The following is a 13,739-nucleotide window of genomic DNA, read 5'->3' as shown; positions in this document are numbered from 1 at the left end:
GTCAGCGGGGGCGTTCGCGCCACCAATCTTGCGCCTGCAGCTTCCAGTAAGTGAGCCGCGCCGCGGCAAGCCCCACCGGTCCGCCCGCCCAGGCCAGTCCGAACGGCGCGAACAGAAGGTAGCGGTCAGACTGCCTGAGTATCGCCTCGGCGATCACCTTGCCGGCTATCGCAGTCGTGTTGATGCCGTGCCCGCCAAACGCGGTGAGATACCAGGCGCCTGGCTGCAACTCCCCGATCTGGGGCATCAGGTGGCGGGCGTAGGCCATCAAGCCCGACCAGGCGAGCTCGGTCCTGAGCGCCTCGAGCCGGGGATAGGTTCCCACCATCTCACGGCGCAATTCCCTGGCCAGCGCCGCCGGCGAAGCGGCCCGCGTGGTGATGCGCCCACCCCAGAGCAGCCGTTTTCCATCCTCCACGACACGGTAGTAGTCGCCGGCCCGGCGGTTGTCGCCGACGGCGTCCGTCGTCGCGACGGCGCCGGCGATGAGATCGGGGGCTTCCTCGCTCAGCATTACATAGGTCGCGATCGGCAAGATGGCCCGCTTGAGCCGGCCGACCAGCGGTCCTGTATAGCCACCGGTGGCAAACACCGCTTGCCGCGCGCGTACTTCGCCGATTGCGGTTCTTATGGTCTTTTGCGGGTCGTCAAGCCTGGCTTCGATCGCTACGGAGCCTTCATGAATCCTGCCGCCCAGCCGCTCGATCTCCACGGCGACGGCGCGCAGATAGTTCAGCGGATGGATGTGGAAGGCGTTCGCGTCGCGCAGGCCCTGGTAGTAGCGCTCGGAATGCAGCACAGCGCGCAACTGGTCGCGCTCGAGATATTCGAGCGGATAGTTGAAATCCCGCGCCAGCCTGTCCGCATGTGCCTTGAGTTCGGCGCCGCCGTCATGGCGCAGCACGCCCATGATCCCGGCGCGAGGCTTCGCTGCCGTGATGTCGAGGTCCCTGATCGTCTGCCGCACGAAATCGACGCCTTCGATCGACAGCCGATGCAGCTCTCGTGCCGACGCCGCGCCGGCCATCGCGGCGATCTTGTCGCTGCCGGTCGCGAAGCCCGGGCTGACGAAGCCTCCGTTGCGCCCCGAGGCGCCGAAGCCGATGCTCTCGGCTTCGAGCAGCACGACCTGCTGCCCGGCGCGCGCCAGCTGCAGCGCCGTCGTCAGACCGGCCAGTCCGCCGCCGACGACAACCGTGTCGCATTCGGTCGGACCCGCGAGTGGTGGTCTGACCTTCTCGTCGGCAAGCGTGCGGCGATAATAGGTATCGGGATAGGTCATGGTGGGTTCTAATGAGGGCGGGCGGCGTTGAGGGGCCGCCCGCGATGAGCGTCAATCGGCGCTGTAGTTCTTGCCATACCACTTGGTGGTCAGCGTGGCGAGCGTGCCGTCTTTCTTCATCTGGTCGATAATGCCGCCGATCTTGGTGGTCCACTCCGCATCGCCCTTATCGGCGATCACCACCAGCGGCTCGCGGAACGCGTAATCGCCCTCGATGATGCGCAGCGGATAGCCGTTCTTGATGGCGTTTTGAGCGGTCTGCTCCGGCGCGATGACTGCGTCGAGCCGCACGCCGTCCCCAAGTCTCAGATCGTCGAAGGGCAACATGGAATCGGCGAAGGTCCGGATCTCGCCAGGCTGCAGCTTGTATTCGATTGGCGGAAGGCCGGGAGCGTCGATCTCCAACTGGCGACGGATGAAATCTTCCGAGGTGGTGGCGGTCTCGACGCCGATCACCTTACCGTTCAAGTCGTCCACGGATTTCGCCTTGCTGTCCTTGTGCACCACATAGACATAAGGGCTGTAATAATAGATGCCGGCGAAATCGATCACCTTGGCTCGGGCCTTGGTCGGCGTCACCGACCCAACGCCAAGATCATAGCGGCCTTGCCAGTGGCCGCCGGTCATGGTGGCCCAATCGGGCGTCTCGAAGCTGACTTCGACGCCCAAGCGTTTGGCGATCTCTTTCGAGACGTCGATATCGAAGCCGACCAATTGGTTGCTCTCGTCGAGAAAGCTCTGCGGCGGCCAGCCGCTGTTGGTCGCGACCACCATGGCCTTCTTGGATGTAACGCGATCCAGGGTTCCTCCCGCCCACGCTGCCGACGCGAATGCGAGCGCGCCGGCAGCGAGCGCGAAGCAAGCGATAAATCTCCTCACGAAACCTCCCTCTCGTATGTAAGATGTCTGACAACGTAACTTGTCCGTAAGGGAGAGGATGAGTCAAGCGTCTTTATATGCGCATCGTCGAGTTTCGGCCTGCGATCCGCGTTCCCGGCATTGGCCGGATCGGCCTGGCCCGCGCCGGCCTCAACGTCGATGCCGGAGCGCCTCGACGATGACCGCCATCGACGGCGAGAGCTGTCGCCGGCTCGGGTAGTAGAGGTGGTAGCCCGGGAAGGGCAAGCTCCAGTCGTCGAGCACGAGCCTCAGCCGGCCCTCGGCCACGTGCTGGCTGACGAGGTCTTCCGGGACGTAGGCGATGCCATAGCCGTTCAGCGCGGCGTCGACCATTGGGATGGTGGTGTTGAAGGTCAACTGACCGTCCACCCGGCCCCTGAGCTCGCGGCCCTTCTTCTCGAACTCCCAGGCATAGAGCCCACCGAAGGTGGTCTGCCGCAGGCAGATGCACTCGTGCCCGACGAGGTCCTGCGGAATTTTCGGAACCGGGCGGCGCGAAAAATAATCCGGTGAGGCGACGGCCACCAGCCGCCAGTCGGGGCCGATGCGCACCGCGATCATGTCCTTGTCGACGCTTTCGCCGAGGCGCACGCCGGCGTCGAAGCGCTCCTCGACGATGTTGCGCATGCCGTTGTCGCTGTGGAGCTCGACGCGCAGATCCGGGTAGTCGCGCAGCACCGGCTCGAGCTTCGGCCAGACGATCATGCGCAGCGCATGATCGGACAGCGTGATGCGCACCGTGCCCGCGGGCCTGTCGCGGAAGGCCACCAGGCTCGAAAGGTCGGACTCGATGCCTTCGAACCGCGGGACGAGCGACTGGTAGAGCCGCTCACCCGCTTCCGTCGGCGCCACGCTTCGCGTCGTGCGGGTGAGAAGCCGCACGCCGAGCCGCGCCTCCAATTGCTTGATCGTATGGCTGAGCGTTGACTGCGACGTGCCGAGCTCGGCCGCCGCCCTGGTGAAGCTGCGCTCCCTGGCCACCGTCAGGAACCACAGCAAATCCTTCAGATCCTCGCGCTGCATGGCGGCACCATCCTGGCCCGGCCGCTCGTTCAAGCTGTGACGGTTCGTGGCCATCAACCATCAATTCATATCAAGAATGGATAAGTTCATGCAGATTGCAATGGCTAATCGGAATAGTGCCGGTGATTTATATAGCCGCCAGCGAAATGACTGGAGGGCTCGGCAACGGGCCGCGGCACATGGAAACGACATACGGCAGCCAATTGGCGAAAGCCCAAGCGGTGAAAGAGCCGAGCGCCTGGGGAGCGGTGACGTGCCTGTCGCTGCTCACCTTCGTGCTGGTGGCCTCGGAGTTCATGCCGGTCAGCCTGCTGACCCCCATCGCCAATGAGCTCGCCATCTCCGAGGGGCAGGCCGGCCAGGCGATCTCCGTCTCGGGCTTCTTCGCGGTCCTGACCAGCCTGTTCGGCAACGCGTTTCTGTCTCGGCTGGACCGGCGCACGGTCGTGCTTCTCTACACCGTTGTCCTCGTCGTCTCCGGCCTGGCGATCACCTTCGCGCCGAACTACCTGGTCTTCATGCTCGGCCGGGCACTGATCGGGGTTTCGATCGGCGGCTTCTGGTCTTTGTCGACCGCCATCCTCGCCCGCATCGTGCCAGGCGCCGACCTGCCCAAGGCGATCGCCATGCTGCAGGGCGGGACGGCCTTCGCCTCGGTCATCGCGGCGCCGCTCGGCAGCTTCCTCGGCGGCCTGATCGGCTGGCGCGGCGCCTTCTTCATCGTCGTTCCGATCGGCCTTCTTGCGATCGTGTGGCAGCTTGCCGTCCTGCCGAAAATGCCTGCCGGCGAACAGGCCTCGGTTGGCAAGATGTATGGCTTGCTCGGCAATCGCGTCTTCGCCATCGGCATGGCGGCCACCACGCTCGCCTTCATGGGGCAGTTCGCGCTCTCGACATATCTGCGCCCCTTCCTCGAAGGCGTCACCGGCCTCGACGTCAACACGCTGTCGATGGTCCTGCTCGGGCTGGGGCTTGCGGGCCTGGTCGGCACGTCGGTGGTCGGGTTCCTGCTACGGTCGCATCTTGCGGCCGTGCTGATCGGCCTGCCGACGGTTCTGGCGATCATCGCGTTGTTGCTGATCGCGCTCGGTCCGTTCGCCGTCGCAACCGCGACCCTGCTGATCGCCTGGGGCCTGTGCACAACGCCGATCCCCGTCGCCTGGAACACCTGGATGACCAGGGTGATCCCCAACGATCTCGAGGCAGGCGGCGGGCTGCAGGTGGCGCTGATCCAGTTCGCCATCACCTTCGGCGCCTTCGCGGGCGGGCTGCTGTTCGACGCCGCCGGCTGGTGGAGCCCGTTTGCGCTCGGCGCCGTGCTGCTTCTCGGCTCGGCGCTGCTTGCCGCTGCGGCGACAACACGCCGGAGCAGCCATTGATGAAGCGACAACCGATCAGCCGGAGAGCGCTGCTCTGCGCCGCGCTTGCAACCGTAGCCTCGGCGCAGCCGGCCAACAGCCAACAGGGCAGGGACCCGACCAGCCAGGAGCCGACCGATATGCGGATCAGGATGACCTTCGACGGCCGCATTATGACGGCCAGGCTCTACGACAATCCTTCGGCGCGGGATTTCTTTTCCATGCTGCCGCTCCATCTCACCATCAGCGACTACGCCCACAATGAGAAGATCGCTTACCTGCCGCGCAAGCTGACCGAGGAGGGCAGCGGTCCGTTCGGCAACGAACAGCCCTACGACCTCTGCTACTTCATGTCCTGGGGCAACCTGGCGATGTTCTACGCCGACTATCGCCATCCCGGGCTGATCAGGCTCGGCCGCTTCGACGAGGGCGAACAGGCGCTGCACGTGCGCGGCGAGTTCCCGCTTCACATAGAACGTATCTGAGAACGCACAGGAGAACACCATGGACATTCTTCGCGCAGGCAGCAGGCCTTCCGGCAAAGGTCCGGCAAGCTGGTTCACCGGGACGGTGCGGATCGATCCGCTCTTCAATCCTTTCGACGCGGAGCGCGTGCAGGGAGCGCAGGTCACCTTCGAGCCGGGCGCCCGCACCGCCTGGCATACGCATCCGCTGGGGCAGACGCTGGTCGTCGTCTCCGGCCTCGGCCGCGTGCAGCGCGAGGGCGGCCCGGTCGAGGAGATCCGGCCCGGCGACGTCGTCTGGTTCGGACCCGGCGAAAAGCACTGGCACGGCGCATCGCCCCAAACCGCCATGACCCACATTGCCGTCCAGGAGACCAAGGACGGCAAGGCCGTGGACTGGCTGGAACATGTCAGCGACGCCGACTACGGCGCCTGACACCCGACATTCCAACGAAAGGAAGAAAAATGCTCGCAACCGTTCTTCACAAGCCCGGCGACATCCGCTGCGAGGAAGTCGCCGACCCGAAAATCCTGCGCCCGACGGACGCCATCATCAAGCTCTCGGCAAGCTGCATCTGCGGCTCGGACCTGTGGCCTTATCGTGGGCTGCAGCCTGTGGAGGGCCCGCAGCATATGGGTCATGAGTATTGCGGCATCGTGGTCGAGGTGGGCGCCGAGGTGCGCAATGTCCGCCCCGGCCAGTTCGTCGTCGGCTCCTTCTGCCTTTCCGACAACACCTGCCCGCATTGCCGCTTCGGCTTCCAGTCGTCCTGCGAGCAGCGCGAGTTCATGAGCGGCGCCCAGGCGCCTTACGCCCGCGTGCCGTTGGCAGATGGGACGCTGGTGGCGACGTCCGAGGTTCCGCCGGCCGGGCTCATCCCTGACCTGTTGGCCGTCTCGGACGTGCTCGGCACAGGCTGGTATGCCGCCGATGCTGCCGAGGTCCGCGAAGGATCGACGGTCGTGGTCGTCGGCGACGGCGCCGTCGGCCTGATGGGCGTGCTCGCGGCCAAGGAGATGGGCGCCGAGCGCATCATCGCCATGAGCCGCCACGCGAGCCGCCAGAAGCTCGCCAGCGAGTTCGGCGCCACCGACATTGTCGCCGAGCGCGGCGAGGAAGGCATTGCGCGTATCAAGGAACTGACCGGGGGCGTCGGCGCGGATTCGGTGCTGGAATGCGTCGGCACAGGAGAATCCTTCGACCAGGCGCTGGCCTGCTCGCGGCCCGGCGGCACGATCGGCTATGTCGGCGTGCCGCATGGCGTGAGCTTCGACGGCCAAAGACTGTTCTTCGGCCAGAAGCGCATGCTGGGCGGTCCGGCGCCGGTGCGCCGCTTCCTGCCCGATCTGATGGAGCGCGTGCTGCAAGGCCGCATCAAGCCCGGCAAGGTCTTCGACCTCAAGCTGCCGCTGGCCGAGGTGGCGGAAGGCTACCGCGCCATGGACGAGCGCCGCGCCATCAAGGTCATGCTCGAGGTCTAGCCGCCAGCGAGTTGAACTCTTTGCCGCCGCCGGTCGCGGCGGCGGCAAAGGCCCTTGTGGCACCGGCCGTCTCAGGGTTTAGGCACTTCGGCCCACAGCTTCGTGGCGAAGCCGCGCTTGTCGAGCGCCCACACCGTGCCGCTGACCACCGCCTTGCCGTTCTGGCAGGTATAGGCATAAAGGGCATCGTGGCCGGTCGCCGCCATTGGCGGGGTGTCGCCGTTCTTCGCGGTCTTGCAATAGTCGGCGGCGCCGGGATTGTTGCGCTGGGCATTGATCTTGACGCAGGGCAGGTTGGCGCCGATGAAGCAGGTCAGCACCTTCCCGTTCATGCAGCGGTAGTTGGCCTCGGTCTGGAGCTCGGATTCCTCCGGCGCCGATTTGGCATCGGGGAACAGCTTCTTGAATGCCTTGACCGTTCCGGCATGGAGCGCGTGCGAGTAGGGACGGACCGTGTCGTCGTTCTTCACCTGCCGGCAGAGCTTGTAGAGGTCTTCCGCAGGCGCGGCGTTTGCCGTCGCAGGCGCGGCCTTGGCCGTCGCAAGCGCGGCCGTGCCGGCGGCGAAGGCAAGCAATGCGAATGCCGACATCGCGATGAATCCGAGCGTCGAAAAGCGGAACACAATCATTTTGACCTCCTTTTAGGAAAACAGGCAGGAATTGGCGTCGGGGCCGCACGTCAAGCGTCTTGCGGATTGGATGAGCACGGCGCGCAGCCTGATCGTCACCAGCCAGTAGCCGGCGCCGACGGCGGCGGCCATTATCAGCGGCAGCGCAACGGCGAATGCTTTCGACGGGCCTGAAGCGGTGGATGTCGGGCTTATATAGACGGCCATGGTGACAAAGGCGCCGACGACATAGAGCCAGATCGATTTGGATCCGACCAGCCGTCGCACGATCTCGATGCCGATGGCGAAAAACAGCATCAGATAGACCATGCTCAAAGTGTAGAGCAGTGCGCCCGTCAGGAAAGATTGGTCCACGGACCGGCCGAAATCTCCAGACAGCCCCGGCACGAGCGAGATGAGATGGACGAGGCCGGCTGCGGGAAAGCCCACAGCATAGGGCACGAAGAGCAGGGCGAGGTAGAAGAACGCGATCGTGGCGACGATGTCGAAGCAGACCTTGAACAGGGTTATCAAGACCGGGCGCATCTGGTCCTCCTTTGTCGTCCGCCACCGGCAGACGACCTTGTCTTAAGCCCCTTCGCCCTGGTTCGAGTTGGTTCGTCATTTAGGTAATCAGCTTATCGTCTACGCGTCAACGATTAATTGATTGCCTAACTGACTTCATATCGTATAGCATTGTCGCATGTCGATCCAATTGATCTTCGAGGCGCTGTCCTCGCCGGTACGTCGCAAGATCCTCGCTTATGTCGCGCATCACGAATTGAGCGCGGGCGAGATCGCCGCGCGTTTCGACATGTCGAAGCCCTCGATCTCGCAGCACCTGCAATTGCTCGAGCATGCCGGCCTGGTGCAAAGCGAGAAGCGCGGCAAGTTCGTCTATTACCGCCAGATGCCCGATCGGCTGGCCTCGACGCTGACGGGCTTCGTGCAGGAGATCTGCCCGGTCGGCCGGCCGATCCGCCGCGAGAGCAAGGCGCTGGCGAAGAAGGCGCAAGGCGCGAAGGCCGGAGTGAAAAAGGCGCCGGCCGCCAAACCGAAGGCAATCGAGGCGACCGCAGCAAAGACGAAGGCAAAAGTCGCCAGGACGAGGGCCGCAAGGGTGAAGGCGCAAAACATGGCGTGATCGATGCCGCCGGTCCTTGGGCGGGCCGGTGGCGAAGGGGCGGGGCAGGAAGGAGAAACCATGCTTACGACCAGATCGGCCATGCCGCAGAACCAATCCGGCCCGGCCCGGAATCGCGTCGCGAAGGGAGGACGTCTGGCCGCCGCCCTTGTTGCGCTGGCGGCGTTGCTGCCCGTTGCCGCGCAAGCCAAGATGCCGGCGGATTTCATCGGCAAATGGTCGACCGACCCGGCGCGCTGCGAGCAGGTGAACGGCGAGGTGGATATGCTCGAGGTCCTGCCGGACGGCCTGACCTTCTATGAGATCGGCTGCGAATTCGACGAGCCGACGGCGGGTGGGAAAAGATTGCGCATAGCCGCGCAGTGCTACAAGGGCGGCAGCCCGATGACCGCGGGCGAGGTCGAGCTCTCCCGCTCGAAGCCGGACAGGATCAGCGTGTCGCTGCACGGGTTCTTCTGGACAGCCGAGACTCCGGAAATCTTCCAGCGCTGCCATGAGCAATGAGCTGGAGCAAAATCCGGGCAAGGGCGTTTAACAGCGAATGATCCCGAAGGAGCGAGAAGGTGAAACAGCGCGTCAATCCGATCGAGCCTCTCGCTTTCCGCTTCGCCGATGACGGGCTGGTGCCCAATCATCCGTGTTGGCCGATGCTCGTCTATCCCGGCGCGGTGCCACTGCCGGACGACGTCGATCCGGCGGCCGTCCTCGAGGATATTTTCGCCGCCAATGGCTGGGGCGACAGCTGGCGCAACGGCATCTACGGCTTCGTCCACTACCACTCGCGCATCCACGAGGTGCTGGGCATCGCGCGCGGCGGCGCCGAGGTTCGCTTCGGCGGCGACAAGGGCAAGGTGCTGGAGGTCAAGGCTGGCGACGTGGCGGTTCTGCCGGCAGGCACAGGCCACCAACGCTTGTCCGGCTCGGCCGACCTTCTGGTGGTCGGCGCCTATCCGCCCTTCGGCACATACGATCTGTGCCGGAGTCCCGAGCAGCACGCCGAGGCGCTGCGCACCATCCCGCGGGTTGGCCGTCCGGACAAGGATCCGCTGTATGGTGGCGATGGCCCGTTGCTGAAAGCATGGAGCCAAGACTGAAATGGCAAGGATCGTCGCCATCGAGCATCTGACGCTGGACGGTGTCTTCCAGGCGCCGGCGCGTGCCGATGAAGACACGCGCAACGGTTTCGGACACGGCGGCTGGGGGATTCCAGGCAGCGACCCGAAGATGCAGGAGGTCATCGGCCGCGCCATGACCGGCGGCTGGTCGCTGCTCGTCGGTCGGACGACCTATGAAGATCTTCACGAAGCCTGGGCTGTCCGCCAGCCGGCCAATCCGATGACCAAAGCGCTGACCGGCGCGCAGAAATTCGTCGCCTCGCATGACGGCGGCTACGAACCGCGCTGGGAGAATTCCACGCTGCTTGCCGGCGATGCCGCCGAAGCAGCGCGCGAGCTCAAGCAAGGTCACGACAAGACGCTTGTCATATTCGGCAGCGGCAAGCTGTTGCGCGCGCTGATGCGGCACGGACTCGTCGATGAGCTGGTGCTGATGGTCCACCCGCTGGTGCTGGGCGAAGGCTTTCGCCTTTTCGAGGCGGGGCAGCCGCCGTCGACGCTGACACTGTCCAGCCAGGTATCGACCGCAACCGGCGTGGCGATCCTCACCTACGCATTCGACGGGAAGGATACGGCGGCACGCTCGGTGTGAAGGCGGCGCGCTTTGCGCTGCTTACGGATAGTGCGTCTTCTTCGGCGCGTCGGTTTGCGGGTCGACGTCCAGCTCTTTCGGCAATGGCTGGCTCGAACATTGCAGATGCACATTGCGGGCGTACAGCTTTCGCTGCTGCCGCTCGTGCTCCTTGACGGCCGCCACGAGCCCCATGCTGTAAGGGCCGAACAGCACACCGAAGCCCCAGCCGGGATGCTCCTTCTCGCGGGCAGCATAATCCGAAGCAGCTATGCGGGCCTGCTGGCATTCCGGCGACGCCCATTTCGGATCCTGCTGCGAAAGCGAGGCGCCATAGTCGACCGGGGAGGACGCGCACCCAGCCGCTGCCGCGCAGAGCGCGACGACCACCTCAATTCTCATCGTTTGAGTCCCCACTGGTGTAGCGCAGACAGAACACGGAACGCATCTTCGCGCAAGCGGGACTACCGCTAAGGCGGAAGGAACTGGACCGTCGCCGTCGCACTCTTCGAGGCGCGCCCCCGAAATTTCTCCAACGCCTCGTTCCGTTTTCGCCAGCCGTATCGTCCTTGGTTTGTCCGTTACGAAAAAAGGAGAGCCGCAATGGCTGGAATGGTCGTCATCTACAAGCAGCCGGCTGACGTGAATGCGTTCGACAAGCACTATTTCGGGACGCATATACCGCTGGCCAAGAAGATACCGGGTCTGAGGAAATACGAGGTCAGCAGGGGGCCGATCACGACCGTGGCCGGGCCATCCGATATCTATCTGATCGGGGTGCTGCATTTCGACGATCTCGACGCCATGAAAAAGGGGATGGCGAGTCCCGAGGGAAAAGCGGCCGGAGCGGATCGCCGGCTCTATGCGCCCGACGAGTCGGGCATCCAGATGTTCCTTTTCGACAGCAGGGAAGTCTGAGCCACCGACGCGGCTCAAAATTTCCGGCTGAGATAGGCCGATCCGCCGAGACCGAAGCGCCACTCGGCTTCCACGCCTTTTGTGAGGCCGATCCGGCGTCCGCTGACGATAGCTGCCGGATCGGTCTGAGATCGCGCAAATTCGAAGGGCGGCGCGGCGAGCGAGAGCCCGTTGTGCGAGGCGTCGATACCGAGCGCCTGGCAAAGCTTGCCGGGGCCGGAGCAGAGCAGCCTGTCGTCATCCGTTCCGCGGCGGCCGCGCATCGCGGCGACGCCCGATTGCGGCTGGATCGCGCGGATCAGCACGGCGCTGCCCGGCAGGCACACCGCGTTCAGGCACCAGTGCAGGCCGTAGGAGCGGTAGATATAGGCGGTGCCGGGATCCCCATACATCGGCGCGTTGCGCGGCGTGCGGCCGCGAAAGCTGTGCGAGGCGGGGTCGTCGGGCCGGTACGCCTCGGTCTCGACGACGATGCCACCGGCACCAGCGAGCGCAAGCCTCGCGCCGATCAGCGCGCGTGCCACCACGAGCGCGTCGCGCGCGAAGAAATCGGAGCCGGTCTTAGACGGCATGGCGATTGGCGACGATCGGCCCGCCCATCATTGGCCTTCGTTCAACCAAGCAGATTGCGCGCCGTACGCATGAAGATTCGCGAGCCAATCGGGATCAAATCGTCGGGAAAGTCATAGTCGGGATTGTGCAAAGACGGGTGGCGCTCGCCGGCGCCGAGGAAGAACATCGCCGACTTCGCATTGTGGCCGAAAATGCCGAAATCCTCCGAGGCGCGCATCGGCAGTGTCTCTTCGCTGCGCGCAACACCTTCCTCGTCGAGCGCCCGGTTGAGATGCTCGACCGCGTCCGGCGCGTTGACGCTGGCGACGAAGATCTCGTGGTAGTCGAAGCGCACCGCGAGACCGTGCTTGGCGGCGATCTTCGTGGCAAGCGCCTCCGCGGCGGCAACCATCTCGGCCATGCGCTCGTCGCGGCGGGTGCGCAGCGTCGCCCACACCTCCGCATAGCCGGGCGCGATGCCGAACACGGCTTCGCCCATCGCGCAATGGGTGACGGTCACCATGCCGAAATCCTCGTCCGCGAAGGTGCCGCGCCCGAGCGCGGGCAGCGCCGGCATCAATTCGCTTACCGCCGGCATGGGCGATACGCCTGTCTCCGGCATCGAGGAATGCGCGGTCTTGCCTTCGAGCATGATGCGCATGCCGCGCGAGGCGCAGTTGACGGTGCCGTCCTTCAGCCGCACCTCGCCGAACGGCACGCCCGGCAGATTGTGCAGTGAAAACGCGAAATCCGGCTGGATTTCGCCAAAGCGCGGATCGGCGACGACGCCGGCCGCGCCGTTGCCGGTCTCCTCCGCCGGCTGGAACATCAAGACGACGCGCCCGCGCGCCGGCCGTTCGCGCCCGAACTGGCGGCCGAGCGCGGCAAGGATCGCGGTGTGCCCGTCATGCCCGCACATATGCGACTTGCCCGGCACCTGAGAGGAATGCTCGACGCCCGAAAGCTCCTCGATCGGCAGCGCGTCGAGTTCCGAGCGAAACAGCACCGTCGGTCCGTCCCGCCCGCTGTCATAGACCGCCGCCACACCGTGACCGCCGAGCCTCGTCAGCACCTTGTCCGGCCTAGTATCGGCGAGGAAGTTCACAACCTCCTTCGCGGTCTTCTCCTCTTCGTTGGAGATTTCCGGATGCCGGTGCAGCTTGCGGCGCCATTCGGTCAGCTCGATAAGGTCGCGATTGGTCAGGGTCATGAACTGAGACTCCGGTTGTGCTTGCCGGTCACACAAACACGATAGGGTTTTTCCCGCGCCGTGCCATGGCGATCAATTCGGATAGGCCATTGACCTCTGCAAAATCAATACCGCTGTCTGGCGACCTTCACCTGCGGCAGGTCGCGGCTGATCGGGCGGAAGCCGACGCCGTAATACATGTTGCGGGCAGCCGGATCCGCCGGTGCGCCGCGACAGGCGACCAGCATGCGCGTGGCGCCGGCCGCCCTGGCAAGCTGCATGCCGTGCAGCTGCAAGGCGGTGCCCAGTCCAAGCCGGCGGAAGTCGCGATGCGTGCCGACCGGCTCGAATTCGGCCGTTCGCGTCGCCTCGTCCAGCCAGATGATCGCGGTGGCGGCCAGCGTGCCGTCGGGCGCGGCGATGAGCGCATGCAGGTCGCCCCGGTACGGCCAGGTCCGCCGCACCCGCTCGAACGCCGACTCGCTGAAGCGCGACGCATGCCAGGCGTCGCGATGCGCCTTGACCGCGTCAGCTGCCGAAACGTCGTTGACATTAAGGAAGCGAAACCCTTCGGGCAGCGCCGGGTCGGGCACATCAGTCAAGTCCCGCGTGTTGAACTGCACCCAGGATCCGTCATCCGCGCCCGCCTCCGCATCGAAAGCATAGCCATGCGCGGCAACAATTCGCTGCGCTTCAACGTCCGCGGATTGCACCGTCAGCAGCCGTGGGACATGTCCGGCCACGGCGTCATACCAGCCGAGGATTTCGCCGAGCATCGCGGCGCGATCGGGATGCGTCTGCCAGATCAGATTGGCGCCCTTAACCTGAAGCACGGTGCCGTCGCCGCGCGGCACCTGATGGGGCAGGCAGGCCCATCCCCACGCCGCCAGCCGCCCCTCCGCGAACCACATCCGGTGCCGCCAGAACCGCCCGAGCGCGTCGAAATCCTTGGCCCAGACCCAGGCCAGTTCGCCGACCGTCGCGTCGCCGTTGAGCAGCTCCGGCCGGAGCGCGGTCACCTCCTGGGCGAGGCCCTGCATCAGCCTGAGCCCGGTCGGGCCAAGAGTTTCCTTGCGAGCAGTTTCCGTGCGAGCAGTTTCCATGCCGGCATCATTCGCGAAGGCGACCCGTCC

The 13,739-nt window shown here is 65.1% G+C and carries 18 protein-coding genes; 9 read left to right on the top strand and 9 right to left on the bottom strand.

Translation table 11 applies throughout. The features are described from left to right. Window position 1: 1 nt before the first annotated feature. The 3 genes from RFM41_RS26700 to RFM41_RS26690 form a co-directional block, all read right to left on the bottom strand. Window positions 2-1,282, bottom strand: a complete 1,281-nt coding sequence (locus tag RFM41_RS26700; protein ID WP_320252405.1) for an NAD(P)/FAD-dependent oxidoreductase — start codon at window positions 1,280-1,282, stop codon at window positions 2-4. A 51-nt stretch (window positions 1,283-1,333) separates the two neighbouring features. Next, window positions 1,334-2,161 (bottom strand): transporter substrate-binding domain-containing protein, encoded by an 828-nt coding sequence (locus RFM41_RS26695; RefSeq protein WP_320252406.1) that lies wholly within the window; start codon window positions 2,159-2,161, stop codon window positions 1,334-1,336. Window positions 2,162-2,311: 150 nt separating this feature from the next. Next, entirely contained in the window at window positions 2,312-3,205 is an 894-nt protein-coding gene (locus RFM41_RS26690; RefSeq protein WP_320252482.1) for a LysR family transcriptional regulator, read from the bottom strand. A 179-nt stretch (window positions 3,206-3,384) separates the two neighbouring features. Here RFM41_RS26690 and RFM41_RS26685 point away from each other — a divergent pair, with 179 nt between their 5' ends. The 4 genes from RFM41_RS26685 to RFM41_RS26670 are packed head-to-tail and all read left to right on the top strand — an operon-like array spanning window position 3,385 to window position 6,509. Continuing rightward, window positions 3,385-4,584, top strand: coding sequence for an MFS transporter (locus tag RFM41_RS26685; protein ID WP_320319312.1), 1,200 nt, complete (start codon window positions 3,385-3,387; stop codon window positions 4,582-4,584). Further along, the gene (locus tag RFM41_RS26680) at window positions 4,584-5,048 is read left to right on the top strand and encodes a cyclophilin-like fold protein (protein WP_320252408.1); all 465 of its coding nucleotides are present in this window, start codon (window positions 4,584-4,586) and stop codon (window positions 5,046-5,048) included. The genes RFM41_RS26685 and RFM41_RS26680 overlap by 1 nt, the downstream gene beginning before the upstream one ends. A 19-nt stretch (window positions 5,049-5,067) precedes the next feature. Then, entirely contained in the window at window positions 5,068-5,463 is a 396-nt protein-coding gene (locus RFM41_RS26675; RefSeq protein ID WP_320252409.1) for a (R)-mandelonitrile lyase, read from the top strand. A 29-nt stretch (window positions 5,464-5,492) separates the two neighbouring features. Next, window positions 5,493-6,509 (top strand): zinc-dependent alcohol dehydrogenase family protein, encoded by a 1,017-nt coding sequence (locus tag RFM41_RS26670; protein ID WP_320252410.1) that lies wholly within the window; start codon window positions 5,493-5,495, stop codon window positions 6,507-6,509. A gap of 71 nt (window positions 6,510-6,580) precedes the next feature. On the opposite strand, the gene RFM41_RS26665 is transcribed toward RFM41_RS26670, so the two are convergent. After that, a complete protein-coding gene (locus RFM41_RS26665; protein WP_320252411.1) occupies window positions 6,581-7,138 on the bottom strand; it encodes a hypothetical protein in 558 nt (185 codons plus the stop codon). Between the two features lie 12 nt (window positions 7,139-7,150). Continuing rightward, entirely contained in the window at window positions 7,151-7,663 is a 513-nt protein-coding gene (locus tag RFM41_RS26660) for a hypothetical protein (protein WP_320252412.1), read from the bottom strand. A gap of 157 nt (window positions 7,664-7,820) precedes the next feature. Here RFM41_RS26660 and RFM41_RS26655 point away from each other — a divergent pair, with 157 nt between their 5' ends. From RFM41_RS26655 to RFM41_RS26640, 4 genes are read left to right on the top strand one after another with little or no spacing between them, the layout of a single operon-like run. Further along, complete coding sequence (locus RFM41_RS26655) at window positions 7,821-8,261, top strand: metalloregulator ArsR/SmtB family transcription factor (RefSeq protein WP_430691564.1); 441 nt, start codon at window positions 7,821-7,823, stop codon at window positions 8,259-8,261. Between the two features lie 60 nt (window positions 8,262-8,321). Then, entirely contained in the window at window positions 8,322-8,765 is a 444-nt protein-coding gene (locus RFM41_RS26650) for a hypothetical protein (RefSeq protein ID WP_320252413.1), read from the top strand. 59 nt (window positions 8,766-8,824) lie between these two features. Then, window positions 8,825-9,355 carry a cupin gene (locus tag RFM41_RS26645; RefSeq protein ID WP_320252414.1) on the top strand — a complete coding sequence of 177 codons (531 nt, stop codon included), beginning with the start codon at window positions 8,825-8,827 and terminating at the stop codon, window positions 9,353-9,355. A 1-nt stretch (window position 9,356) separates the two neighbouring features. After that, window positions 9,357-9,968 (top strand): dihydrofolate reductase family protein, encoded by a 612-nt coding sequence (locus tag RFM41_RS26640; protein ID WP_320252415.1) that lies wholly within the window; start codon window positions 9,357-9,359, stop codon window positions 9,966-9,968. 21 nt (window positions 9,969-9,989) lie between these two features. Here RFM41_RS26640 and RFM41_RS26635 read toward each other — a convergent pair whose 3' ends face one another. Beyond that, on the bottom strand, window positions 9,990-10,349 hold the full coding sequence (locus tag RFM41_RS26635; protein ID WP_320252416.1) for a hypothetical protein: 360 nt from the start codon (window positions 10,347-10,349) through the stop codon (window positions 9,990-9,992). 201 nt (window positions 10,350-10,550) lie between these two features. Between RFM41_RS26635 and RFM41_RS26630 the strand changes: the two genes are divergently transcribed. Then, window positions 10,551-10,865 (top strand): EthD family reductase, encoded by a 315-nt coding sequence (locus tag RFM41_RS26630; RefSeq protein WP_320252417.1) that lies wholly within the window; start codon window positions 10,551-10,553, stop codon window positions 10,863-10,865. 14 nt (window positions 10,866-10,879) lie between these two features. Here the strand turns inward: RFM41_RS26630 and RFM41_RS26625 are convergent, their stop codons facing one another. The 3 genes from RFM41_RS26625 to RFM41_RS26615 all read right to left on the bottom strand — a co-directional run bounded on the left by RFM41_RS26625 (window position 10,880) and on the right by RFM41_RS26615 (window position 13,646). Beyond that, window positions 10,880-11,437 (bottom strand): DNA-3-methyladenine glycosylase, encoded by a 558-nt coding sequence (locus RFM41_RS26625; RefSeq protein ID WP_320252418.1) that lies wholly within the window; start codon window positions 11,435-11,437, stop codon window positions 10,880-10,882. A 41-nt stretch (window positions 11,438-11,478) separates the two neighbouring features. After that, the gene (locus tag RFM41_RS26620; RefSeq protein WP_320252419.1) at window positions 11,479-12,627 is read right to left on the bottom strand and encodes an amidohydrolase; all 1,149 of its coding nucleotides are present in this window, start codon (window positions 12,625-12,627) and stop codon (window positions 11,479-11,481) included. Window positions 12,628-12,731: 104 nt separating this feature from the next. Next, window positions 12,732-13,646 carry a GNAT family N-acetyltransferase gene (locus RFM41_RS26615; protein WP_320252420.1) on the bottom strand — a complete coding sequence of 305 codons (915 nt, stop codon included), beginning with the start codon at window positions 13,644-13,646 and terminating at the stop codon, window positions 12,732-12,734. Window positions 13,647-13,739 lie beyond the last annotated feature (93 nt).

The organism is Mesorhizobium vachelliae (assembly GCF_033977325.1).
GTDB classification, from domain to species: Bacteria; Pseudomonadota; Alphaproteobacteria; order Rhizobiales; family Rhizobiaceae; genus Mesorhizobium; species Mesorhizobium vachelliae.
The sequence above is the reverse complement of the archived record's forward strand: the minus strand, read 5'-3'. Positions and strand labels throughout refer to the sequence as shown.

Coding starts and splice junctions, on each gene's coding strand:
- RFM41_RS26700 (WP_320252405.1), bottom strand. CDS start 1,282: ATGACCTATCCCGATACCTATTATCGCCGCACGCTTGCCGACGAGAAG.
- RFM41_RS26690 (WP_320252482.1), bottom strand. CDS start 3,205: ATGCAGCGCGAGGATCTGAAGGATTTGCTGTGGTTCCTGACGGTGGCC.
- RFM41_RS26685 (WP_320319312.1), top strand. CDS start 3,385: ATGGAAACGACATACGGCAGCCAATTGGCGAAAGCCCAAGCGGTGAAA.
- RFM41_RS26680 (WP_320252408.1), top strand. CDS start 4,584: ATGAAGCGACAACCGATCAGCCGGAGAGCGCTGCTCTGCGCCGCGCTT.
- RFM41_RS26675 (WP_320252409.1), top strand. CDS start 5,068: ATGGACATTCTTCGCGCAGGCAGCAGGCCTTCCGGCAAAGGTCCGGCA.
- RFM41_RS26670 (WP_320252410.1), top strand. CDS start 5,493: ATGCTCGCAACCGTTCTTCACAAGCCCGGCGACATCCGCTGCGAGGAA.
- RFM41_RS26665 (WP_320252411.1), bottom strand. CDS start 7,138: ATGATTGTGTTCCGCTTTTCGACGCTCGGATTCATCGCGATGTCGGCA.
- RFM41_RS26660 (WP_320252412.1), bottom strand. CDS start 7,663: ATGCGCCCGGTCTTGATAACCCTGTTCAAGGTCTGCTTCGACATCGTC.
- RFM41_RS26655 (WP_430691564.1), top strand. CDS start 7,821: ATGTCGATCCAATTGATCTTCGAGGCGCTGTCCTCGCCGGTACGTCGC.
- RFM41_RS26650 (WP_320252413.1), top strand. CDS start 8,322: ATGCTTACGACCAGATCGGCCATGCCGCAGAACCAATCCGGCCCGGCC.
- RFM41_RS26640 (WP_320252415.1), top strand. CDS start 9,357: ATGGCAAGGATCGTCGCCATCGAGCATCTGACGCTGGACGGTGTCTTC.
- RFM41_RS26635 (WP_320252416.1), bottom strand. CDS start 10,349: ATGAGAATTGAGGTGGTCGTCGCGCTCTGCGCGGCAGCGGCTGGGTGC.
- RFM41_RS26630 (WP_320252417.1), top strand. CDS start 10,551: ATGGCTGGAATGGTCGTCATCTACAAGCAGCCGGCTGACGTGAATGCG.
- RFM41_RS26625 (WP_320252418.1), bottom strand. CDS start 11,437: ATGCCGTCTAAGACCGGCTCCGATTTCTTCGCGCGCGACGCGCTCGTG.
- RFM41_RS26620 (WP_320252419.1), bottom strand. CDS start 12,627: ATGACCCTGACCAATCGCGACCTTATCGAGCTGACCGAATGGCGCCGC.
- RFM41_RS26615 (WP_320252420.1), bottom strand. CDS start 13,646: ATGCAGGGCCTCGCCCAGGAGGTGACCGCGCTCCGGCCGGAGCTGCTC.